23 protein-coding genes are annotated in these 25065 nt (G+C 43.9%); 1 reads left to right on the top strand and 22 read right to left on the bottom strand.

All coding sequences use genetic code 11. The features are described from left to right. Positions 1-229 precede the first annotated feature (229 nt). From BHC51_RS08870 to BHC51_RS08925, 12 genes are all read right to left on the bottom strand, one after another. Complete coding sequence (locus BHC51_RS08870; RefSeq protein WP_100099611.1) at positions 230-760, bottom strand: single-stranded DNA-binding protein; 531 nt, start codon at positions 758-760, stop codon at positions 230-232. Positions 761-842: 82 nt separating this feature from the next. Beyond that, complete coding sequence (locus BHC51_RS08875) at positions 843-1466, bottom strand: lytic transglycosylase domain-containing protein (RefSeq protein WP_100123596.1); 624 nt, start codon at positions 1464-1466, stop codon at positions 843-845. Between the two features lie 230 nt (positions 1467-1696). Beyond that, complete coding sequence (locus tag BHC51_RS08880; RefSeq protein ID WP_100099609.1) at positions 1697-2059, bottom strand: VacJ; 363 nt, start codon at positions 2057-2059, stop codon at positions 1697-1699. A gap of 74 nt (positions 2060-2133) precedes the next feature. Then, on the bottom strand, positions 2134-3051 hold the full coding sequence (locus BHC51_RS08885) for an MlaA family lipoprotein (protein ID WP_100153826.1): 918 nt from the start codon (positions 3049-3051) through the stop codon (positions 2134-2136). After that, positions 3048-3332, bottom strand: coding sequence for an STAS domain-containing protein (locus tag BHC51_RS08890; RefSeq protein ID WP_100099607.1), 285 nt, complete (start codon positions 3330-3332; stop codon positions 3048-3050). Before BHC51_RS08890 ends, BHC51_RS08885 begins: the two co-directional genes overlap by 4 nt. Before the next feature lie 2 nt (positions 3333-3334). After that, complete coding sequence (locus tag BHC51_RS08895) at positions 3335-3937, bottom strand: MlaC/ttg2D family ABC transporter substrate-binding protein (RefSeq protein ID WP_373885656.1); 603 nt, start codon at positions 3935-3937, stop codon at positions 3335-3337. Between the two features lie 48 nt (positions 3938-3985). Further along, on the bottom strand, positions 3986-4498 hold the full coding sequence (gene mlaD, locus BHC51_RS08900; protein WP_100099606.1) for an outer membrane lipid asymmetry maintenance protein MlaD: 513 nt from the start codon (positions 4496-4498) through the stop codon (positions 3986-3988). Between the two features lie 24 nt (positions 4499-4522). Beyond that, positions 4523-5299 (bottom strand): lipid asymmetry maintenance ABC transporter permease subunit MlaE, encoded by a 777-nt coding sequence (gene mlaE, locus BHC51_RS08905; protein ID WP_100099605.1) that lies wholly within the window; start codon positions 5297-5299, stop codon positions 4523-4525. Further along, positions 5299-6099 carry an ABC transporter ATP-binding protein gene (locus BHC51_RS08910; RefSeq protein WP_100099604.1) on the bottom strand — a complete coding sequence of 267 codons (801 nt, stop codon included), beginning with the start codon at positions 6097-6099 and terminating at the stop codon, positions 5299-5301. The genes mlaE and BHC51_RS08910 overlap by 1 nt, the downstream gene beginning before the upstream one ends. Before the next feature lie 76 nt (positions 6100-6175). Next, complete coding sequence (gene pdxA / locus BHC51_RS08915) at positions 6176-7174, bottom strand: 4-hydroxythreonine-4-phosphate dehydrogenase PdxA (RefSeq protein WP_257384798.1); 999 nt, start codon at positions 7172-7174, stop codon at positions 6176-6178. A 123-nt stretch (positions 7175-7297) separates the two neighbouring features. Further along, the gene (locus BHC51_RS08920; RefSeq protein ID WP_100099603.1) at positions 7298-8257 is read right to left on the bottom strand and encodes a peptidylprolyl isomerase; all 960 of its coding nucleotides are present in this window, start codon (positions 8255-8257) and stop codon (positions 7298-7300) included. Beyond that, positions 8257-10590 (bottom strand): LPS-assembly protein LptD, encoded by a 2334-nt coding sequence (locus BHC51_RS08925; RefSeq protein ID WP_100153827.1) that lies wholly within the window; start codon positions 10588-10590, stop codon positions 8257-8259. The genes BHC51_RS08920 and BHC51_RS08925 overlap by 1 nt, the downstream gene beginning before the upstream one ends. A gap of 59 nt (positions 10591-10649) precedes the next feature. Here BHC51_RS08925 and amgK point away from each other — a divergent pair, with 59 nt between their 5' ends. Continuing rightward, the gene (amgK, locus tag BHC51_RS08930) at positions 10650-11654 is read left to right on the top strand and encodes an N-acetylmuramate/N-acetylglucosamine kinase AmgK (RefSeq protein WP_100123593.1); all 1005 of its coding nucleotides are present in this window, start codon (positions 10650-10652) and stop codon (positions 11652-11654) included. A 67-nt stretch (positions 11655-11721) separates the two neighbouring features. Here the strand turns inward: amgK and BHC51_RS08935 are convergent, their stop codons facing one another. From BHC51_RS08935 to murC, 10 genes are all read right to left on the bottom strand, one after another. Beyond that, positions 11722-12708: a hypothetical protein gene (locus BHC51_RS08935; RefSeq protein ID WP_143558823.1), complete on the bottom strand. Its 987-nt coding sequence runs from the start codon at positions 12706-12708 to the stop codon at positions 11722-11724. Positions 12709-12782: 74 nt separating this feature from the next. After that, positions 12783-13544, bottom strand: coding sequence for a class I SAM-dependent methyltransferase (locus tag BHC51_RS08940; RefSeq protein ID WP_257384799.1), 762 nt, complete (start codon positions 13542-13544; stop codon positions 12783-12785). Next, a complete protein-coding gene (locus tag BHC51_RS08945; protein ID WP_100099599.1) occupies positions 13544-15022 on the bottom strand; it encodes a sigma-54-dependent transcriptional regulator in 1479 nt (492 codons plus the stop codon). Before BHC51_RS08945 ends, BHC51_RS08940 begins: the two co-directional genes overlap by 1 nt. Then, entirely contained in the window at positions 15015-16589 is a 1575-nt protein-coding gene (locus tag BHC51_RS08950; RefSeq protein WP_100123590.1) for a two-component system sensor histidine kinase NtrB, read from the bottom strand. The genes BHC51_RS08945 and BHC51_RS08950 overlap by 8 nt, the downstream gene beginning before the upstream one ends. A gap of 6 nt (positions 16590-16595) precedes the next feature. Beyond that, positions 16596-18914: a DNA topoisomerase IV subunit A gene (parC, locus tag BHC51_RS08955; protein ID WP_100153829.1), complete on the bottom strand. Its 2319-nt coding sequence runs from the start codon at positions 18912-18914 to the stop codon at positions 16596-16598. A 358-nt stretch (positions 18915-19272) separates the two neighbouring features. After that, positions 19273-20451: a cell division protein FtsZ gene (gene ftsZ, locus BHC51_RS08960; RefSeq protein WP_100099596.1), complete on the bottom strand. Its 1179-nt coding sequence runs from the start codon at positions 20449-20451 to the stop codon at positions 19273-19275. 114 nt (positions 20452-20565) lie between these two features. Further along, on the bottom strand, positions 20566-21801 hold the full coding sequence (gene ftsA, locus BHC51_RS08965) for a cell division protein FtsA (RefSeq protein ID WP_100099595.1): 1236 nt from the start codon (positions 21799-21801) through the stop codon (positions 20566-20568). Between the two features lie 42 nt (positions 21802-21843). Further along, positions 21844-22623 (bottom strand): cell division protein FtsQ/DivIB, encoded by a 780-nt coding sequence (locus BHC51_RS08970; protein ID WP_100136344.1) that lies wholly within the window; start codon positions 22621-22623, stop codon positions 21844-21846. Continuing rightward, the gene (locus BHC51_RS08975; RefSeq protein WP_100099593.1) at positions 22607-23518 is read right to left on the bottom strand and encodes a D-alanine--D-alanine ligase; all 912 of its coding nucleotides are present in this window, start codon (positions 23516-23518) and stop codon (positions 22607-22609) included. The genes BHC51_RS08970 and BHC51_RS08975 overlap by 17 nt, the downstream gene beginning before the upstream one ends. Before the next feature lie 58 nt (positions 23519-23576). After that, positions 23577-24983, bottom strand: coding sequence for a UDP-N-acetylmuramate--L-alanine ligase (gene murC, locus BHC51_RS08980; protein WP_218966403.1), 1407 nt, complete (start codon positions 24981-24983; stop codon positions 23577-23579). Between the last annotated feature and the right edge of the window lie 82 nt (positions 24984-25065).

Genomic DNA, 25065 nt, shown 5'->3' on the forward strand with positions numbered 1-25065 from the left:
ATAGATACCAGTAAATGATGATTAAAGCTAATTACTATACTAATCGGTTACGATTCGGGTTCAGTTTGCAGTAAATAAAAAGGTTCATAAATTTCTAATCTGAGTATTAGCGTCTGTCCATATAAAACAAAACGCCCTTCAAATATACATCTGAAAGGCGAAAGATTACCAAAAATCAATTTATCCGGCTGATTCAGCCAGAAATTGATTCTTAATCAATTTTATATTATTAAAATGGAATATCATCATCGATATCATCCACCGGTGCCGGTGTGGGTGCTGGCCGTGGTGCCTGACGGCGTGGTGCTGCCGGTGGTGGATTGGAAGCAGCAGGTGCAGCATCGTAACCGCCCTGACTGTAATTACCGCCTTGAGTATAATCAGCACTACCCCCCGTCTGATCATAGCCACCACCGGCACTGGCACCATCATTACGGCTGCCCAGCATTTTCATTTCGTTGCCGATGATGTCGTAAGCAGTGCGTTCAATACCATCTTTACCACTGTATTTACGGCTTTGAATACGGCCTTCGATATACACCTGACTACCTTTACGCAGATACTGGCTAGCTATTTCACCCAGTTTGCCAAACAAGGTAATGTTGTGCCACTCAGTACGCGTCTGGCGTTCACCATTACGGTCACGCCACTGTTCATCAGTAGCTATGGAGAAGTTTGTTACTGCATCGCCGCTAGGCATATATCGCGTTTCAGGGTCTCGACCCAAACGACCAACCAGGATGACTTTATTAACAGACATGGTGGTTTCCTAATAATGAATACAGGTGGTCTTTCCAGACAACCCGTGTTGAAAAGATTATCTTTGTTACAAGATGTATTTGTTACGCCCATTGCCAGTGCCGTTGCCAAGCACTGATAACAGCATTTGAATAAGTAGTACGACCCAAGCTACCATTATAACGCGCCAGTGCTCTTACCATATTACCATTCTCTCGGTTTCGATAATAACGCAGGATGGTGCAGCCATAACGTAAGTTAGTGCGAATATCGAATAAGTTATGTTCTAGTCGACCAATCTGCCTTACCCAGAATGGCATTACCTGCATCAGTCCTCGCGCTCCTACTCCAGAAATAGCATATTGGCGGAAACGGCTTTCTACTTCTATCAGACCTAATACTACCTGTGTATCCAGACCAGCACGCATTGCTTCATACTGGATATTAGTTAGTAAACGCTTCCGCGCATGCTCATCCGGGACATATGGCGTTAGTCGTGCCGACATGGCTTTTAACCAACGACTAGCTTCTGCTGGAGAAGCAAAAATTAGTCGCGGTGGATTAACACTATTGACTGCATTGCGCATGATAGAAGCCACATCGTCAGAAAGGGTTTCTTCACGTTGTGCGCCGGCCTGTACCATACATGGCATGGCTACACCAAGTACGGCGGCGCTGCCAGATAGTAACAATTGGCGTCGCGATACAGTTTTACTCCTGTGCTGCATATGAATTAATTCCGATTATGTACGGCATATAACTAGTATTAAAGTTGATTGTATACAATTGTAGTTTAATATTTTAATTAATGTTATAAATATTAAAGATTATGCAGTTAATTTGCAATTTAACAGAATAATTTTTTAATGCAGAGTAATAAAAATGTATCAAACAACTTTTTAATACAAAAAAGCCGATGTTTAACATTGGCTTTTTTGGCAAAGGTAATAATACAGGTTTAATTCAGAGAGATTGGTACAAATGCTTCACGTGCCAGTTCTTCCTGTGCCAGATCAGTTATCACTGTTGAAATCTGTACACCAAACCAATCCTTAAAATTATCAAAGCTTAAAGTTGGCCATAAACCTTCATCTTCGCACCAGTCTGCCAGTTCAGCGGCAAAGATATCCTGATAACGCTGTTCAATTTCCGCCCACAGTTCATCAATATCTTCGCAGGCAGAAGTCAGATAGGCATTGGCATCCTGCTGCAAAACCTCTAGTGATAATTGCTCCAAATCAATATCAGGCAAGTTTTGCAACCATGCCCAAAATGGCTCAAGCGGAACAAGCAAAAATACGCTGCGGTTAACTTCATACATGATTGCATTCCTGTTTGTAATACAACTTGAATTTCAGTTACTGACTTAAATTTAGACTATGCCTGCACTAGTGCTTAATAGACATTCCAGTATGACTGATTTGCTGAGGCTGCCTCAGTAGGTAGGGTAGTGTCTGCAAATTTAGTCGGTGCAGGTTCAGTTGTTACTGGCGTACTGCCGATCAGCGCAGAGTTTATTTCCGCTGCCCTTTCAGATTTGACTGTCGGTACCGATGCCGGCTGTGCACTGGTGTTATTATTATCCGGTGCCACCAGACTATCGATATCATCATCATCGTCATCATCATCAGGAAATAATGTGCCACCCACTTGCTTGTTACGCAGTTTCATATACACATCACGCATATAGGTATAGCGATCCAACGCAGCATCATTCAGGCTGTCGGTTACATCCAGTAACGCCTCACGTGTAGCAATACCATTTAAACCGGCAACACTCCAGCGCACAGTCTTATCCTTGAAGATAGCATCTTCTATCGGAAACACATCTGTAATGGTGCTGCCAATGCTGTCGCGTACAGTTGAGGGCCCGAAAATCGGATAAACAAAGTAATTACTGTTTTTCCAACCCCATGAGGCAAAAGTATCACCAAGTGTATTTTTGTTATTTTGAATCTGGCCAGCATCAGCAATATTCAGCAAGCCGCCTAAACCAAAAGTGGTATTGATGCCAACGCGTACAAAATCTGTACTGGCCTTTTCAATATCCAGCCGCAGCAGATTACTGCCAAAGCTCACCACATCACGCAGATTATTGAAAAAGTTGTTTACTCCTGTACGTACGGGTGACGGTGTCACTTTCCGATAGCCACGCGCCACCGGAGTCATGATATAACGATCCAGATGATCGTTAATATTGAACATCACTCGGTTATATCCTTCGTACGGGTCTTTATAGGACTGTTCTTCGGCCCAGCCCACCTGACTAAGGAATAACAGCAGTGTTGCTGACAGCAACCTTTTTTTACTCATTGTAATGATTCCTCTACACCATAGAGTGCCATCAGGGTAATCAGTCCTGCTGGCACACCGGCGATGTGCAACATGAATTTCTGTCTGTGCGCCAATCGTTTCGCAGCCACTAATAAGGCTACACACGCTGAATCGGCTTCAATTACACCACTGACATCCACTTTTTCAATGTTCCCATTCTGGATACAGTCACAAAATCGTTTGTAATCGATTTCTTTTACTGTACTCACGGTGACCTTGTCGTGAATCATCAGGGTTTTACCCTGCACGGTGGTTTGCATAGTTATTTACTGTTTTTGGCACGCAAATCAGCTACCAGTCCATCAATACCTTTTTGGTTGATGGTTTGATTAAACTGATTACGATATACCGTTACCAGACTGGCACCTTCAACTGCAACATTGTAAATACGGTACATACTACCAGCCTGATACATGGTGTAATCCATGCGTACCGGTTTGCTGTTTGGTGTAGTAATATCCACGCGCACAATGATTTCACGCCCGTTTTTATTAACTACTGGATTACTATAAACGTTTGCTTTGGCATTTCTGAATTTCAGCATAGTACCGGAGTAGGTACGAATCAACAGAGTTTTAAATTCCTGAGTTAACGCCTGCTGTTGTGCGGGAGTAGCTGTACGCCATGGTGCCCCCACAGCCAGTGCAGTCATACGTTCAAAATCAAAATAAGGAATGGCATAATTTTCTGCTTGACGGCGCACTTGGTCGTCATTTTTGCCATTAGCTGAACTCAATATGTCCAATACCTGAGTAGCATTATCCTTTAGCTGGCTTACAGCCTGCTGTGGCGAAGCAAATGCCATGCTAATACTCATAATGCCAATGCTTAACACACCAAGTAGTGTAGATTTATTCAGTTTCATTGTGTAGTCCTTCAATTAAATTCATTGTTTGTGCAGCAGCCATCCCTGTTACTCAGTGACAGGAGCAGCAGTACTGTCTATTTTTTTGTTGTCGCTTTTGGCATTGCCTTCGGCGAAGCTAGTCATAAATTTGCCGATTAATTGTTCCAGTACTAAAGCAGAACTGGTAATAGTAATGGTATCACCATCCACCAGATTATCTGGGTCTCCGCCCTGCTCCAGCCCTATGTACTGATCGCCAAGTAAGCCAGAAGTCAGAATCTGCGCAGAAGTATCAGTACTAAACTGGTACTGCTTATCAATTTTTAAAGTCACTTTAGCCCAATAAGTTTTGGGATCAAGCACAATTTTGTCTACCCGTCCCACCACCACGCCGGCAGCTTTGACTGGCGCCTGTGCTTTCAGCCCGCCAATATCGCTAAATGAAGCTGATAAAGTATATGTTGGCTGGGAAGAGCCAATGCCATTACCACCAGCTACGCGAAAAGATAAAAATAGAATTGCTGCTATGCCTATTAGAACAAATAGACCAACCAGCATTTCCAGACTGTTTTTTTTCATATCAATACCCTGTTAATCCGTATCTTATTTGGTAAACATCAGAGCTGTCAGCATAAAATCCACTGCCAGAATGGTCAGGGAGCTGGATACTACGGTACGTGTATTGGCACGCAAAATGCCTTCTGAAGTAGGCTTTGCATAAAAGCCCTGATAAACCGCAATCAGAGTGACTACCACGCCAAACACCAGGGATTTAATCAGACCATTCACTACATCATAATAAAAATCCAGATTATTCTGCATTTGCCCCCAGAATACACCGGTATCCATACCAAAATATTTTACGCCAATCAAATAAGCACCATATACACCAGCCACATTGAATATAGAGGCCAGTAAGGGCATGGAAAGCACACCAGCCCAGAAGCGGGGCGCTACTACCCGTGCCACTGGATCAATAGCCATTACATTCATTGCTTCCAACTGCTCAGTGGTTTTCATCAAACCAATTTCACTAGTCATTGCGCCACCGGCACTACTGGCAAACAGAATCGCCGCAAGAACGGGCCCCAGTTCCCGCAACATAGCAGCAGCCACCATATAGCCAAGGATATCGGCTGATTTGAATTTGGCCAGCTGTGTATAGGCCTGCAAGCCCAGCACCATACCGACAAAGAGCCCAGATACAGCAATAATGATGATGGAGAGAACTCCGGAAAAATACATTTGCCGAACCATCAGGCCAGGGCGACGTAAAACTGTTCCACTACGCAACAGGGCGGCAAACAGGAACAATGTTGCACACCCTAGATGCTGGATAAAACTCAGGGTTTTTGCACCCAGTTGCTCGATTGCTTTCATCACGCGATATCTAAATCCTGTTGTAAGGTGGTGGTTACCGGATACCGAAATGCTACCGGCCCGTCAGCCTGACCATGAATAAATTGATTTACCCATGGTGAATCCAGTTCACGCATCTCATGGGGCGAACCAGAAAAAATAATCTCTCCATGTGCCAGAAATACTACATGGCTGGCAATCTCCAGAGATTGCTGAATGTCGTGTGTGACCATGACACTGGTGGTTTGCAAAGCTTTATTGATTTTACTTACCAGACTGGCTATCACGCCAAGTGAAATCGGATCTAGTCCGGTAAATGGTTCATCATATAACAACAACGCTGGATCCAGTGCAATTGTACGTGCCAAAGCTACCCGGCGTGACATACCACCAGACAGTTCGGATGGCATTAAACTTTCTACCCCACGCAAACCAACTGCATTCAGCTTCATGATTACCAGATCATGAATCATACTCTCGGGCAAATCCGTGTGTTCGCGCATCGGAAAGGCCACATTATCGAAAACAGATAAATCTGTGAATAAGGCACCAAACTGAAATAATACACCCATATTGCGCCGGTGATGATATAGCTCTTCACGACTAAATTTGGCAATATCGCGTCCATTAATCAGTACTTGTCCTTGCTGCGCGGTAATCTGACCTGTAATCAGTCGCAGCAGTGTAGTTTTACCACTACCGGAACTACCCATGATAGCAGTGAAGCTACCCTGATCCAGTTTAAAATTAATGTTTTTCAGAATGGGGCGATCGCCATAAGCGAAGACCACATCTTTCATTTCAATAAACGGCGTAGCCATATTGAGATTTCCCATGCCGTATAGCAATTTAGATTTTATGATGTCTGCCCGTATTTATCAAATACGGATGGCCATACTAATCAGACTTCCAGTGCCGGATCATATCAGCTGCGACATCAATAGCAGCAAACAGGCTGCTACTGGTAGCTTTACCAGTACCGGCAAGACTCAGAGCGGTGCCATGATCCACCGAAGTACGGATAAAAGGCAATCCCAAAGTAATATTCACACCCTCACCAAAACTTGCATATTTTAATACTGGTAAACCCTGATCATGATACATCGCCAGAACAGCATCAGTTTGCTTGAGCATAAAAGGCTGAAACAGAGTATCTGCCGGAAATGGTCCGGTAATTTTCATTCCTTGCTGCTGTAACCGGCAGATTACCGGAGTAATTATGCTGTTTTCCTCATGTCCCAGATGGCCACCCTCACCTGCATGTGGATTAAGCCCCGCAACCAGAATGCGTGGCTGTAGCAAGCCAAATTTTTGTTGCAAATCATGATGCAGAATAGTTAATACTTCAGTTAACAGCTCTGCTGTCAGGGTATCTGCTACATCTCGTAGCGGTAAGTGAGTCGTAGCCAGTGCCACTTTCAAACCACCGCCAGCAAGCATCATTACTACCCGTGACGTTGCACTTTTGGCGGCCAGATATTCTGTGTGACCACTAAAAGGAATACCACTGTCATTGATGATTCCCTTATGCACCGGAGCAGTCACCATGGCAGCAAATTCACCCTGCTGAATGCCGATGTACGCCCTGTCTAGAAGTTGCAATACATAAGTGGCATTGTGCGCATTTAATACTCCTGCTTGCGCTGCTATCTGAACTGGAATATGACATACTTCGAGTATCTCAGATACAGGTTTACAACAATCAGGCTGATAAGGCTGGATGGTGATATTTTTACCTAGTAGTGCTGCTCGCTCCTGCAATAGCTGCATATCCCCCAGTACCACTATGCGTACCGGTAAATCACAGGTTGCCAGATCCAGACAAATGTCAGGGCCGATGCCTGCTGGTTCACCACTGGTAACAGCAATAACTGGCTGGTTATTCATGTGATTCATATTCAGTATTCTGTCTGCCTTCGATACTGGGGCATCATATAGAAACATCGTTTGCAGCCAGACCTCAAAGCGTGATTGCGGATACTGACTGCAAATTGTGTGACCTAGTCTACTTCAGAAGCATTAGTCCAGAGGACGGATATTGATGTAAGCTTGATCATGCAACTGTTTCAGGAAGTTCTGTAATAAAATTTCGCGCTTTTCCTGTACCAGCACCGCCCGCATACCATTACGCTGGCGCTCTGCTGGGCTGTCGTTACTTCTCACGGCTACCAGTCGAATCACATGCCAGCCAAACTGGGTACGTACGGGCAAGGATACCTGTTCAGGCTGCAATGATTTCATTGCAGCTTCAAATGGTGGCACAGTTTCACCGTCAATAATCCAGCCCAGATCACCTCCATTTTGCGCACTGCCATCTTGAGAATATTGCCGTGCCAGCTGTTCAAATGAAGCGCCAGAACGTGCTTGCTGCGCAATCTGTTCAATCAATTTACGCGTGATATCGTTATCGTTTTTCAACAAAATATGTTGTACATGATAGGAATAGGCAGTAACTGGCGGCGGCAATTGCCGACCTTCCTGCTGTGCCCGGGCAATGGCATCATCAATTTCTGCATCACTTACCTGACTTTTACCCATTACTTCACTCTGTTCAATTTTCTGTGCCAGCAGGTTTTCAGTCATGGTACGACGTAACTGATTTTCGTTTATACCTTCTTTAGCAATACGCTGAATCAGCTCTTTAACACTCATGTTCCGTTGTGTTGCAAACTGTTCAATTGCTTCGTTTATATCAGCGTCACTCAGGCGGATATTGGCACGTTTGGCTGCCTGCACCAATAAATCTTTACGTATCAACTGTGCTAATGCCTGCTGTTGCAAATTAGCAGTGTTGATATTTTTATCTGCTGGCAATTGTGAACGCATCTGGGCAGTAACCAGATCCAGCTCCTGTCGTGTAATCACATCATCATTGACAACAGCAATAATGTGATCAACTGGTTTGATATCCAGCGCAAATGCTGATGGTAAGGCTACAGCCAGCATAGTTGCTGTCAGCCAGGAATGTATGGGTTTCATTAATGTTTTACCTCATAAGTATTGCTGTAACCGGGAATTTGCGAGCTGAGCTGATTGAGTGGCCCGTTACCTACTCCTGTCAGGTCGCGCAGCTGTAATTGAAATAATACGGCGGTTTTGCGTTTCTTGTAATCATCAGTATAACGTGTACCAACCAGACCAGCACTCCAGCACTGACATGGACTCTGGTATTCAAAACCAACTGTTTGGTTCAAGGTGATACTGTGATTAAAATCGTAGTTTTGTCTGGCAACCAGATAGTAATTATGGGTTAAAGGCCACTGCATGCCTACATCAATTGCACGTATTTTGCCATAAACATCATCATATAAATTTTCATCACGACCATATTTGTAGCGTACGCTAACGGTTTTACCCGGTTTTGGTGTATAGCGGATACCAAAATTATAACTTTCAGATGTTTTCAGATCCTGATTGTAATGCCAATTGGATTCAGCCGTAATGTGATTACTTAGTGCAGCACGACCAAAAGCCACTATATCCGAACGTTTACGTTCTTTATTTTTTGGGGTATTGTCATTCAGTTTAACATTATCATCATGGAAATAAAAACGCTGACCAATACCGGCAGCAAAGCGTTCAATACCATTGGTACTGTCGTACACACGTGATTGCAGTGCAGTAGTCAGAAAGTTGGCCGCATTGATTCTGTCCTGACCGGAATAGCGGTTTTCACGGAATAGCTGGTCGTAAGTAAAACTGTTTTCTGCAGTATCAAACAGCGGTATATCGTTCTGATTCCGTTCTGGAATATAGGTATAAAACAGGCGTGGTTCCAGTGTCTGGATAAAGCCTTTATGCAAACGGTGGGTTTTCCACAAACGTTCAAACGTCATACCCGAGTCTACACTGAGTACTGGCACAGCCCGATCCATACTGCGACTATCCTGATTATTTTGCCTGCTTATATCATAATGAGTGGCATGAAAACTCAGTTTTGGCCGAACGAAGCCCCAGTTGTTGGCATAGTCGGCCGTAAATGTTGGCAATAATACCAGACGAGTGCCGTTGGGATATTTAAACATCCAGTCTTGATGACCAGTTTCTCGACCTTCAAAACGGGTTGCCTCTGCATATACATTAACTGCGTAATGATTGCCAAAATAACGGCTCCAGTTAGCAGACAGGCGAGGTAAACGCGAATAGGGCTGATCTTTATAGCCACTGGTAGAAGCCAGAGTTTGGTATTTCTGTACCATTAAATTGCCATCAAAAATACCACCCCATAAATCCTGCTGATAATTCAGCCATGCCTGCCGGTTCAGATTAACGCTACCACTGTCACCATGCCAGAAATCACGCCGATAATCATCATCCGAAACCTGATGGTAATCGATACCTCCGGTTAAACCCTTTGCCAGTTGCTGGGTATGAGTGAAATCAACTTCTGCACGATTTTTATGGCTGCTTTTCTGATCACTCGGCACCCAATCGGCACTGAGCTGCCCCTGATATTTAGATTGAAGATAGCGAAAATCACCACCCAGCTGCATGCCACGACTACTGATAAAATGTGGACGAATAGTCGCATCATAGTTCGGTGCCAGATTCAAGTAGTAGGGTGTCATCAATTCAAAACCATCAGAACCACCCTTGATGGTAGGTGCCAGAAAACCACTTTTACGACTGCCGTTTAACGGAAAATCAATCCACGGTGTATAAAACAGAGGTACCCCGCCAAATACCAGCGTTGCATTACGCGCCACACCAACATTTTTATCGTAATCCAGATCAATACTGCCAGAACGGATATACCAGCTGTCGTCACCCGGATTACAGGTATTGAATTTAGCACTTTGCAGACGGTAGCGATTTTTACCCCCCATCTGTATCTCATCACCAACACCCTGCAGACGTCGGTTATCCTTTTCCATCTCAAAGCGGCCAGCGTCACCAACACCTGTACTTTTACCCATGTCATAAGTCACATGCTCGCCGGTAACACGCCCCTGACCATTATCCAGCGTAAAGTGATCGCCGGCTTTAATAATTTGGGTTTGCTGATCATAATCAGCCCAGTCTGAATTCAGAGTAACATCATTACGCTCGATAATGACATTGCCTTTGGCATGTACCTGAACCTGTGACTGGCCGTTGACATCATCAGCTACTACCCGTGTAACATCGGTGCCAGGGTAGGCTTCGCCACTGTTCTTAACTGGTTTGACAAAATTTTTAGGACGCTGCGGTGCTGTACAGACATTGCCTTCGCCCATAGACAAAGGAGAAGCTGCAAAAGCAAGTCCGGGTAAGACACAAAAAACCGTTGTTAATGCCAGAACCAATGGTTTGGGAGAGAATAAGTAGGACAATGTATCACCTTAACGGCTTTGCCAGTTAAAATAGCGTTTATTTTAACCTGAAAAATGCCATGCAACGAGAATTCGAACTAAAAAAATGGTTATATGCCTGCTATCCGCAACAGAATTTTATTCTAAGTTTCGCTGCCGCCGATGCCGATTTCCGTCGTTATTTCCGCGCCGAGTTTAACGATGGCCGTACAGTAATCTGTATGGATGCACCGCCGGACAAAATGAATATCCAACCTTATATGAAAGTACAGAAGCTTTTTCAGGCCATCAATGTTCCGGAAATTTATCATGCAGATGAACAACAGGGATTTATGGTACTGGAAGACTTTGGCAATATCCCCTATCTGACTGCATTACAAGCTGATAAACGTCCTGAAGTACATAAAGTATTATTGCTGGAAGCGATTGATGAACTCATCAAACTGCAAATAGCCAGTCTTCCTGATCAGCTTCCTGTGTATGATGAAGCTGTGTTAAAGCGTGAAATGCAACTCTTTCCTGAGTGGTATGTTCAGAAAGAACTTGGTTTGTCTTTAAGTGAAAAGCAGCAACAACTATGGCAACAGACAGTTACTGCCATTCTACCTGTTATTCTGGCGCAGCCACAGGTTTATGTGCATCGCGATTACATTGTACGCAACATTATGCTCACCCGTGACCGTCCCGGTATTCTGGATTTCCAGGATGCATTATATGGCCCGATCACTTATGATCTGGTATCGTTATTACGCGACGCCTTTATCGAATGGGACGAAGAATTCGTCCTTGATATAGTTATCCGCTACTGGGAAAAAGCACGGGCTGCCGGACTGCCGGTACATACTGATTTTGACCAGTTTTACCGTGACTTTGAATGGATGGGTGTTCAGCGTCATCTGAAAGTAGCCGGTATCTTTGCCCGCTTGTATTACCGTGATGGTAAAGACAAATACCGCGGTGAAATTCATCGTTTCCTGAAATACTTGCGTAAGACCAGCCGCCGTTATCATCAATTGCGCCCGTTACTGCAATTAATCACTGAATTGATTGGTGCAGAAGAAGTTCAAATAGGTTACACTTTTTGAATAATATAATCATGTCTGATATATCAGAAATCATTAAGGCTGCTTTATCTGTAAGCGGCCTTATCATTTAATCAACTGAGATTTGAAACAACTGTTTTAACTTCTGCCAAAATCCCATTGTTTTATAAAAATTTAACTTATTATTCAAACTCCATTCTCTTTGTTTCATTTGTTCCAGCAAGCTTTGCAGGTTAGACATTTCAGCTTTCATTTTTTCATATTTTAAATTTAAATGATTAAACTGCCCTTCTAATTTCAGCTTTTCTTCTTTATATAATTCTTGTCTACTCTCCAGTGCAAGTAATTCCTGTGCAAATGAATTTTCTAAACTGGCTACTTTATCTTTATAAAATTTATTTGATACTGGATCAGAACGAATTTTTCCAAAAACTTTTTTAGCAAATATTTTTTTCAGTGCATAATAATATGCTTCAACATCTGCCACGCAGAATTTTATTTCGCCACAAAATTCCGTTTCAAGCTTTAATTTTTTGGACATACTTACTTCAATGATAGGAATATGATTTTTTTCAAATGAATTTATTTTTTTAGAATAACAATTATTTGTAAAAACAACTTCTATTGCCAAACATCCATGCCATTTATCATATAATTCACAATCAGCAGAAAAATAACCAACAAGATCCGGATAGTACTTTTCTTCATCCTTATCAAAATGTTTAAACCGCAGACATGGTTCAACTAAAAATTTTGAGAAAGTAAAATAATAGTTATCATTATCAATAGTGAAATTGATTTGAGACATTTCCATTAATATCAGCATAGCTGTAGAATGATAAATTGATTCTTTAGTCTCTTCATCAATTTGTTCAGATTTATACCTAAAAAAACCGTGTTCAGATACAGTTAACTCTAGTCGGTTGATTTCATCAAATTCAGTAGAATAAAACTTAAGTTCTTTATATTCCTCTGGATTTCGTTCTTTTAATCTGAGAATATCCCAGATATAAAAGATTTTCAGCTGCTCTGATTGCTTTTCATAGATAAATTGATGATTCTTATCTTTAGCGTATGCCCATACTTTTCTAGCCATCTGTAATTGTTCCCCACGCAAAATATATTGCCAGATAAATAATTCTGATATTCAAAAAAGTATTTTTTCTTAATTTATAAAGGCAAATACCCATCAAATCGCGTGGTTTTGCCTAAATACTGAAATGCTGGTGTTTTTTCTGCCAGAACTACACCATTAGCCGGCCGTTTAACCACAACCCGCTTTCGGGCAAATTTTTGTGCGGCTAGCAGTAAAGCTTGATCATTATGCGCATCAGCAGTGCCAAGCAAATCATGAAAATAGACCATTTCCTTTTTTACTGCTGCCGATTTCTGCTTTTGCGGATACATCGGGTCCAGATACACCACATCCGGTAATGGTATCTGCTTTTGCTCCTTTTCCAACAAAACAATATTGCCATAATGCAAACTAATCCGCTGAGCTATCTGTGCTGTCTGCTCATCTGCCAGTGCGCGCTGCAAACCATCTGCCAGCAAGGCATGGACATAGGGATTGTGTTCAAACACCACAATCTCTAAGCCCAATGATGCCATTACAAACGCATCACGTCCTAAGCCGCCGGTTGCATCCCATACAACTGGCTGACTTTTAGCCTGAATCGCACGTGCCAATAACTCCCCCCCGCCAAACAGGCGCCGATGCCGTGCCGTACCCTGTACAAAATCCACACGAACCACACCCTTATGTCCCGCTTTAGCCAGAGCAAGACCGTTGTCTTCGTACAGCAGATACAATCCCTGAGCAGGTGGCTGCGGTTGATACTGTAGCTTTTCAGTAGTAAACAAGTTTCTCAAGGAAATGTGCAGATTCGCCATGTTTGCTATCTGACCAGTTAAAACCAGTGGTTGTGTCATCAGGCAACACCCAATCGTTCCATCCGGTAACGCATAGACCGAAAGCTGATACCGAGCAATTTGGCTGCCTGCGTGCGGTTATAGCGGGTTTTTACTAATGCCTGCTGTAAAATTTGTCGTTCCACGTCGTCCAGATAATCCTGTATCTGCGTATGTCCAAACTGAAAATCCTGTGACAATCCATGACTATCTGACAATAAGTTGCTGGTACTGTCTATAGATGCAGTACACTGTGCATCCAGCTGGTGGCTATGAATCTGTAGATCATCAACCTCTATAACATGGTTTTTTGATAGGGCAATGGCTCGTTCCAGAATATTTTCCAGCTCTCTAAAATTGCCGGGATAGCTATATTGCAACAGTGCTTTTTCAGCAGCAGCAGTCAATATCATGGTTTCATCGTGCAAAATCCGTTGTAACAAAACATGAATCAACTGCGGTAAATCATCACGTAATTCACGTAAAGGCGGCATGATAATTGATACCACATTCAGACGGTAAAACAAGTCCTGACGAAACTGCCCCGACTCCACCAAAGCATTTAAATCTTTATGTGTTGCACAGATAATACGGACATCAACATGCTTTTCTTCCATCTCGCCAATCCGGCGCACTGCACGTTCCTGAATGGCACGCAACAGTTTAACCTGCATCGATAATGGCAAATCAGCTACCTCGTCCAGAAATAAGGTACCACCATCAGCATGCTGAAAAAAACCTACTCTATCGGCATCGGCACCGGTAAAGCTGCCTTTTTTATAGCCAAAAAATTCACTCTCCATCAGAGCTTCCGGTATTGCTCCACAATTTACTGCAACAAACGCTTTATCTCTGCGTTCCGACTGCTCATGAATACTACGTGCTGCCTGTTCTTTACCACTGCCGGATTCCCCCGCGATATATACCGGTACATTACTTTTAGCCAGTTTACCGATAAGTTGCCGCACTTCAGCGATTAAGGGCGAATTACCCAGTAAGCGCTCACATACTGGTGTTTCGCAGATTTTGTCAGAAACTGTTTCATTTTTCAGTTTTTTCTCAGACTGCTTTGGAGCCGTTGCCATTTTGCTGGTTGGTTCGATTTCTGCAACTTCATTATTAATTGTAAGCACAGACTTAACCAAAGTACGCAGTTGTGCCAGAGTAATCGGTTTTTGCAAATAATCGAAAGCACCATTTTTCAGTGCCTCTACAGCCTGTTCAGCATTGCCATAAGCCGTGATCACAGCAATCGGAATATCCAGATTCTGGGCTGTAATATAATCAACAATCTCCAGACCTGAACCATCGGGCATACGCATATCCGTGAGTACCAGTGAAAAAGCATGGTTACGTAAAGCCTTTTTGGCTTCAGCCACACCCGCAGCAGTTTGTACGGATAAACCCATTTTAACCAGAGTTAATTCCATTAAATCACGAATATCAGCTTCGTCGTCTATCACCAGTACCGGCTTTTTTAAATCAATGTGACTATTCATCAACCATCCTTGGTAATGTCAGCTCAAATCCATTCAACTGCGAGCGATAATTTAATTGGCCATGATTGGCCTGAGCAAGTTCACGTGCTACATATAGCCCCAGCCCAGTACCGCTGGCTTCAGTTGTAAAAAACGGCTCAAATAGGTGCAATTGGTTTTCAGCACTTACACCAGCACCATTATCTATTACCGTAATCGAAATTTTCTGCTGCTCATGCTTGTGTATTACAACCCGAATAGCCTGTTTATCTTTCAAGCTGTGGCGCCAAGCATTATTCATCAAATTCCACATAATCTGTTGTAAATGTACTGAGTCACACCAGACAATCAAATGACCACTGTCAGCTTGTAACTGAATACAATTTACAGCCTGTGGCTTAATCAGCACAAATTCCTGCACAAATGCAGACCAGAAAACATGCAAATCAATTGCCTGTTTATTCTTTTTATCACGCTTATTCAGCATGTTGATATCTTCAAGCATTTTATCAATACGGCTGATGTTATTATCCACAATATGAAACAGTTTCAATCGTACCGGATCGCGTTCTTCTTCCTGCAACAATTCATTGGCCTGACGTACCGCAGACATCGGGTTACGGATTTCATGTGCCAGATTAGCAGTTAATTGTCCTAATGACGCCAGTTTGATTGCCATAGATTCCTGATCGATTTCCGTACGTGAGCGCATCGACAGCATCAATAAAGGAGTATTGGCCTCCTGTAGCAGTCGCGCATGTATCCGCATCGGCCATCCATTCAGCGTACAGTTCATCTCAAAAATATTTTTCTGCTCCGTGTGCCAGTAATGCATCACCTGACGAAATAATGCAGTGCGTGCATCCACTACCAGCATCGGGAAATAATTTTGCGCTTTACGGTTAATTAACCACACCAGACCACTTTCATCCAGTACTACCACACCCTCCTGTACATAATTAAAAGCACGATCAAGCAAGTGGCGGTAACTGTCCAGCATTTGCGATTGCTGATATTGCAAGACTTGCGAACGCGCCAGTGAAGTAGCAACATAAGCAGTCAGTCCGGCCACAAAATAGACAGCAGCTATCAGCATGATGGCGATGGTACATACCCGCATACTGATGTTTTCAAAATCATCGCGACTTATCTGCAACCATGTGATGATAATAATCAATAAAGTTACATAGCCTGCATAAATCATCGGATAACGGCCACGGCTGAATAAACAGGCGGAACCTACAAATGGCAACAGCAAAATACCAAAACCACTATCAACACCGCCACCCATGCTCATCAGCCAAGCAATCATAGTGATGTCTACAACCGCATTAACATTTGGCAGCGCATCCGGTTGGTTCTGCCAGCGCGGCACCAGCATGGAAAACAATATCAGCAATCCATACAGTATTGCCCAGCTATAAAGTTCAATTTTATTGAATATCGGTACGGCCAGATCCGGATCATCCATACTTCGGGTCAGCACGTAAAACGTCATGATGGAAAACAGCAGGCTCACGCGGGCAATATTGAGCAGGGCTGAAAGCCTGTCCAGATATTGCGGCCAACCATTTATGCGGGCATTCATACCAGCTTAATTTCCGTTATTCAAGTTGCCATATACAGCAACAATATCACCAGTAACGCTTAATTCTTTGCCTTTATGTCCACGCTTATTGCTGATATCCTGCACGCGTAAAATTTCCTGATAGCGCCCGCCGCGTTTACCCTGTGTTTCCAGCATAAATTCTGCTGAATCTGTCAGCACAAAATAATGCAGACTTTCATCAGCAGGCAAACTCATAATCTGCAAACCACGGCCTTTGGCCATAATTTTTAGTTCATGCAGCGGAAAAGCCAGCAAACGCTTAGCGCTGGAAACGGCTATAAGCTGTGTATTACTCGTGGTAGCCAGACAGTCGGCCAGTACTGGAAGTGGTGGCAACAATGTTTCACCATCATTGATGGTCATTACTACCTTACCGTTTTTAGTGCGACTAACCAGATCCTTGAATGCAACCACAAAACCATATCCGCCGCTATTGGCAAGTACATAGTGTTGTTGAGGTAACGCACTGATCATAGCCACTATTTTCGCTCCTTTACCCAGTTCCACCAACGAACTGGCTGGCACACCATCACCACGTCCACCGGGAATACTGGCTGCATCCACGCTGTAAGCACGTCCATGTGAATCAAGTAATATGACCGACCATACTGTACGTCCTTCCACCGCCTGCAATAGAGCATCACCTTCCTTAAAAGTAGTCTGGCTTAGATCCAGATTATGCCCAACTCGCGTTTTCAACCAGCCTTTCTGAGATAATACCAGCGTCACAGGTTCGTCAGCAGTAGTCTGCGTCAATGTGGCTCGTTCAGCAGGTTGAATAAGAGTACGCCTGTCATCACCATAAACTTTAGTATCTGCTTCAATTTCCTTGACAATCAGACGTTTTTTGGCTTTTTCGTCCTGCAACAATATAGTTAGCTGCTCATGCTCCTGTTGTAACTTGTTCAGCTCTGTTTCCAGCTTAATCCATTCCAGTCTGGCTAGCTGGCGTAAACGGATTTCCAGAATATCATCCGCCTGTACTTCGCTCAAACCAAACGTAGACATCAACTCATGTTTTGGTTCATCTGACTCACGGATAACCTGAATCACTTCATCAATATGCAAGAAAACTTTCTGCCTACCTTGCAGAATATGAATGCGTTTTTCTACCTGCTGCAATCGATATTGCAAGCGCCGGGTAACAGTCAGGATACGAAAATCCAGCCATTCGCGCAGAATCTGGTATAGATTTTTTTGTGCCGGTTTATTATCCTGCCCCATCATAACCAGATTTATCGGCACGTTATTTTCGAGGCTGGTTTGTGCCAGTAACGTATTCATAAACTCTTCTGGTTGCATACGACTGGATTTAGGTTCAAATACCAAGCGCACTGGTGCCTGTCCATCTGATTCATCACGTACGCGTTCCAGCAGTGATAACATTAAGGTACGTGTATTTTGCTGCTCCTGCGTCAGATTTTTTTTGCCGGTTTTGGGTTTAGGATTGGTTTGTTCTTCTATCTCTGCCAGAATTTTCTGTGCGGAAATGCCTGGCGGCAGCTCAGTGATAATAGCACGCCAATGTCCGCGTGCGAGTTTTTCAATTTCGTAACGTGCACGTACTCTGATACTGCCCTTACCCTGAGTATAAATTGCCCGAATATCTTCCGGTGAAGTAATGATCTGCCCACCACCAGCAAAATCTGGGCCAGGCAAATACTGCATTAGTGCAGCTGTATCCAGAGCTGGCTGCTTCAACAACGCTACAGCAGCAGCACTGACTTCACGTAAATTATGTGAAGGAATTTCAGTTGCCAACCCCACTGCAATACCAGAAGCGCCATTGAGCAATATCATTGGTAATCGCGCTGGCAATACAGTAGGTTCAACAAAAGAACCATCGTAATTGGGCATAAAATCAACCGTACCCAAGTCTATTTCCGACAACATTAATTCAGCAATTGGCGTTAACCGCGCCTCGGTATAGCGCATTGCGGCAGCACTATCGCCATCACGTGAACCAAAATTGCCAATCCCGTCAATCAGGGGATAGCGCAAAGTAAAATCCTGAGCCATCCGTACCATAGCATCATAGGCAGACGCGTCACCATGTGGATGATATTTACCCAGAATCTCACCTACAACACGCGCTGATTTCACTGGCTTGGTTCCATGTGCCAGTCCCATGTCTTTCATTGCGTACAGAATGCGCCGCTGCACTGGTTTCTGTCCATCAGCCACATTAGGCAATGCCCGCCCTTTTACCACACTCATGGCATAGGCAAGGTAAGCACGTTCGGCATACTGCCCCAATAACAGATAATCGTCACCACGGTCTGATTGTTGGATTACTTCACTCATATCATTCTGACTTCACTAAATTTTTATCTAAAACAGATTACTCAGGCAATCTATTGTAAGGGATTTTCGTCTTATTCCCCAACTGCCTGTTTCTGATTTGACTAGATGGTAGCGTCTGGGCATCAGCAACACCAAAAGCGGATATTAATACATTAAAACTACAGGCAAAATTTATGCCATACAGACTCTGTAAACAGTCTGATTATGCATGTGAGTAACAGGCACAATTTTCTAATTGTTACAGATATTTTTTCGATTCTTAAAAATAGTATATCGCCTGAAAAAAATGTTTTTATTTTCAGACAATGAAAAAAGCTGTCCAGAATTTATTCTGGACAGCCCTGATACCATCGGAATATTAATCAGCCTGTCGACGGATAACTGCCGGAATTTCAAAATCATCCAATACAGACTGATTGGAAAAATCAGCAGCAGCCAGATTCATGCTTCGCGCACTGCGTCCAGAACGCACCACACTACCAATATCTGGATAAGCATCTTCTGTACCAGTAGACTGTACAGTTTGCAACACACGCAAACTACTTGGCTGCTGATGGTGTAACACCTTCTGCTCCTGCAGACCGGTAGCTATAATGGTTACCCGAATTTCACCCTCTTCCATACTTGCATCTTCAGATGTTCCATATTTCAGAGCTGCGTCAGCATGTGCATATTCATCAATCATGCACATGACTTCCTTATATTCAGACATTTTCAGGCAACCCGGTGCAGTAGTAATGTTAACCAGCACACCCTGCGCTCCATCCAGAGTCACGTCATCCAGAAGTGGACTGGCAATAGCCTGCTCGGTAGCAATACGCGCACGGTCAACACCATGTGCACAACCTGAACCCATCATTGCCATGCCCATAATGCTCATCACATTTTTCACATCGGCAAAATCCAGATTGATAATACCCGGATTAGTAATGACTTCAGAAATACCTGCTACAGCATTGCGCAATACATTATCCGCGGCGCGGAAAGCTTCACGCATACTAACGTCTTCACCCAGTGCTGACATCAGTTTATCATTTGGAATCACAATCAGTGAGTCAACGGTATTTTTCAGAACTTCAATTCCGTTACTGGCTACCTGAATGCGTTTACCTTCATATTCAAATGGACGGGTAACAACAGCAACAGTCAAAATGCCCATTTCCTTGGCCAGTTCTGCCACTACTGGCGCTGCTCCCGTACCGGTACCGCCACCCATACCTGTGGTGATAAATAGCATATTGGCACCGCGGATAGCATCCGACAGTGCTTCACGGTCTTCCATGGCTGCATTACGACCAATTTCTGGATCTGCACCTGCCCCAAGACCACGAGTCAAATTATTACCCAGCTGAATGCGTTTTGAAGCTTTACTATTTTGTAAAGACTGTGCGTCAGTATTAGCACTGATAAATTCTATACCGGCAACTGCATTTTCAACCATATTATTAATTGCATTACAGCCACCGCCACCGATACCAATTACTTTGATAACTGCAGCACCGACTACTGTCTCCACAACATCATATACCAATTGCATTTATGTCTCCTGACAAAATCTGTGCATAAACGTCATCGACCTTTGTATAACTATCATTATATAGACATTTATATACAATGCGCAAAAATTCTGTCATTTAATATTTGAGTTAAGTTAAAAATTGTTCTTAAACCAGGCCTGTAATTTACCAATCCATGACTCTTTAGGTTCGGTAGCAGCAGCTACCGGCATATCTGTTTTGTTTTCATCTTCACAGGCTGCCTGCAAGAGACCAATTGCCGTAGCATAACGGGGATTGCGGATCCTCTCTGACACACCACCCATTTCCTGTGGTACACCGATACGTGCTGGCAGATTAAACACATCCTCTGCCAATTCCACCATACCCGGCAATAATGATGCGCCCCCTGTCAGAACCACTCCTGAAGTCAGAACGTCTTCAGGGAAACCGGAACGACGCAATTCATTCAATGTCAGTTCCAGAATTTCTTCCACACGTGGACCAATCACACTAGCCAATGTACGACGCGAAATCTGGCGTGGATTGCGATCACCCACACTAGGCACTTCAATCATGTCATCTAAACCATCCATGGTGGCCAATGCCACACCATGATTGATTTTGATGTATTCAGCAGCACTATGAGGAGTACGCAGCGCCTGAGCTAAATCTTTAGTAATTAAATCACCGGCCACAGGAATGACTGCGGTATGCCTGATAGCACCATTAGTATACACAGCAATATCTGTTGTGCCTCCGCCAATGTCTATCACACACACGCCAAGATCTTTTTCATCCTCAGTCAATACTGCCTGACCGCTGGCCAACGGCTGCAAAATCATTTTACTGATTTCCAAACCGCAGCGATTGACGCATTTCTGAATGTTTTGCATGGCGGTTACCGCACCAGTAATAATGTGAATACGCGTATCCAGACGCACACCACTCATACCAATTGGTTCACGCACCCCCGGCTGGTTGTCAATGATAAATTCCTGTACCACTGTGTGTAGAATATCGTGATCTGGCGGAATATTCACTGCCTTAGCAGTCTCAATTGCACGGTCTATATCGGCCTGACTGACTTCACCATCCTTGATCTTTACCACACCCTGCGAATTAAAACTGCGAATATGATTGCCAGCAATACCAGTTGTGACACAGCCCACCGGCACATCAGCCATCATCTGCGCTTCTTCCATAGCCTGTTTGATTGCTTGTGCCGTAGTTTCAATATTGGTCACCATACCTGCTTTCAAGCCACGCGATGTCGCCTGCCCCAAACCAACAATGTGGACCTGATTGTCTTCTTGTAACTCTCCAATAAGGGCGATTACTTTCGACGTGCCGATATCCAGTGCACTGATGTATTTTTTTCCTTTAACCATGCTCATCACTTTAAATTCAAATAATCAATCGGTCGTTCTGGATCAATCCAAAGGAGCTTCATGCTGATCCATCGCTGTGGCAGCATCTGTTGCGTTAACGCCAGCAGGAGCTGAAACAGTTCTATTTCTGTATCGTAATGCAAAACCATCCGGATAGCGCAAATCCACATAATCAATACTTCTGCCCTGATTTCGCAAAACTTGTTGCCATGCCCAGACAAAATTAATCAGACGCTGCTCCGCTTTTTCCCGTCCTAGCCGCAGGGTAATACCGTTAGTTAATCTTAACTGCCAAGCAGAACGATCACTTAACTGCAATTTTTGAATATGCAAACCAGTCGGTTGCAACAAACTCTCGAATGTTAACAAATGTACAGTCATGTAGCGAGCAGAACTATTGGGTCCAACAAGCAAAGGAAGCTGTTCTTGAGCTGAGGCATTAAATATCTGCCCGTCCATATCGACCAGCTGCTGTGAATTCCAGCGCGCTACCGGTACCCGTTCTTGAATATCCAGCTGTACAGTATCCGGCCATATTCGTTTCACCTGAACTTTTGCTACCCATGGCAGTTTGACCAGTGCCGCATGCGCTGCACTGACATTCACTGTAAAAATATTACCTTGTAAATACTGACGGCTGATTTTTTCAATTTCAGCCGACTGCAAATGTTTCAATGGCTGTACTACCTGAATCTGCCGTACCGGAAAGTAAGGTGAGTGCACCAGCCAAGTCCCGCCCGCAGCCAGCAGACAGAAGAACACACACACATACAACCAACGATAGAGCCGTTTTAAGGCTTGCGCATTATCCCAAAGTCGCATGACTTAAAATTTCAACACACAAATCTTCAAAACTCAAGCCAATTTCACGTGCAGCCTTAGGTACCAGACTGTGTCCGGTCATGCCGGGCAGAGTATTCACTTCCAAAATATAGATAGTACCATCAACATCACGCAGAAAATCAACACGTCCCCAACCGCGACCACCCAGAGCTTTAAAGGCACGAGCTGTTAAATCACGCATATACTGCTCGTCTGACGGAGTCAGGTCTGATGGGCACAGATACTCAGTATCATCACGGTGATATTTCGCTTCATAATCATAAAATTCTGTTGCCGGTACGATACGTATACTGGGTAATACCTGTTCACCAAGAATACCACAAGTATATTCACCACCTTCAATTGCTCGTTCTGCCAAAATTTCACCATGATACTGTTTCAGCTGCTGATAAACCTGTGCCAGTTCACCAGTCTGCCGAATTTTAATCACACCAACACTGCTGCCCTCTGCCGCAGGTTTAACAAACAATGGCAAACCCAGTTCTTCTTCTACTGCTGCAAAATTACTGTCATCCTGTAATACGATAAACGGCACACAAGGCAAACCAACTCCCTGCCAGACCAGACGGCTGCGAAATTTGTCTATACCCAGAGCACTGGCTGCCACACCGCAACCAGTATAAGGAATCCCCAAAGCTTCTAATGCACCCTGCACTACTCCGTCTTCACCATAAGAACCATGCAGAATATTAAAAGCCCGAGTAAATCCAGCACTGACCAGCTCAGACAATGGCCGCTCAGACGGATCAAAAGCATGAGCATCGATACCACGACTTTTCAGAGCAGTCAGAATTGCCGCTCCACTTGCAAGTGAAACTTTACGTTCACTGGAGAAGCCACCCATCAGCACGGCAACTTTACCAAAATCATTCATTACTGTAATTAATCCTGTTTTTCTTTTTGCGACTACAGTCTAGATAAAAAGTAGTTTTTCAGCGCGCTACCGTAGCGGCCATACCGGTAAGCATAGCCGGTACTTTATTAATACTGCCTGCACCCATATTGAGCAAAACATCACCATCTTGCAACACATTTAATAAAGTAGATGCTATTTCATCCACATTTGCCACATAAATTGGCTCAACCTTGCCCAATACTCTAATTGCACGCATTAATGCTTTACTGTCTGCCGCCACTATTGGGTCTTCACCTGCAGCATACACCTCAGTTAACACTACACCATCGGCTTTACTTAATACCTGGACAAAATCTTCAAAAAGGTCTCGTGTGCGTGTATAGCGATGAGGCTGAAATGCCACCACCAAACGACGTTCAGGATAAGCACCACGTGCCGCTGCTATGGTTGCAGACATTTCTACCGGATGATGACCATAATCATCAATCAGCAACGCCTTGCCTCCTTCCGGCAATGAAATATCGCCATATTGCTGAAAACGGCGTCCAACACCAGCAAAACTTTCCAGCCCAAGCTGAATCGCCGGTACAGATACACCAATTTCCAACGCTAGACCAATCACTGCTAACGCATTAAGAACATTATGCTGTCCCGGCATATTAACCGTTACGCTAAACGGCTCAATACCTTTTTTTCGGGTGTGCACATCAAAGCGCATCTGCGCACCACAAGCAACAATATTAGTTGCATACAAATCAGCACTGTCATCCAGCCCATAAGTCACAAAAGGTTTCTGAATCTGCGGCAGAATCTGGCGTACATGTTCGCTGTCAATGCACAGAAAGGCTTTACCATAAAATGGCATTCGATGCACAAAGTCCACAAAGGCCTGATGCAGTTTCTCCACATCGTGGTCATAGGTATCCATGTGATCAGTATCAATATTAGTAACTACTGTAAACAAAGGCGTCAGATACAGAAATGACGCATCTGATTCATCCGCTTCGGCTACGATATATTCTCCCTTACCCAGCTTGGCATTAGTTCCCGCAGCAGTTAACCGGCCACCAATCACAAAAGTCGGATCCAATCCGGCTGCCGCCAGTACTGAAGCAGTCAAACTGGTTGTAGTGGTTTTCCCATGAGTACCAGCAATCGCAATACCACGGCCAAAACGCATGATTTCTGCCAGCATCATGGCACGCGGAATCACTGGAATTTTCTGTGCCAGTGCCGCCACAACTTCCGGATTGTCTTTTTTAACTGCCGTTGAGGTAACCACCACATCGGCACCAGTAATGTTCTCTGCACTGTGACCAGAGCAGATATGCACACCGATTGCCTGTAAATGCCGGGTAGCTGCATTATCAGCCAGATCAGAACCGCTGATCTGATAACCTTCATTGTGTAGCACCTCGGCAATACCACACATACCAGTACCCCCAATACCCACAAAATGGATATGTCGGATACGATCTTTCATATTTTCTTTCATACTGTATAACTTTTCTGCCAACCCCGACTTCCGGCTGAATATCAGTCAGATGCCATTCTGCCGACTCAAT

It is taken from the genome of Snodgrassella alvi, from assembly GCF_002777745.1.
Lineage (GTDB): Bacteria > Pseudomonadota > Gammaproteobacteria > Burkholderiales > Neisseriaceae > Snodgrassella > Snodgrassella alvi_D.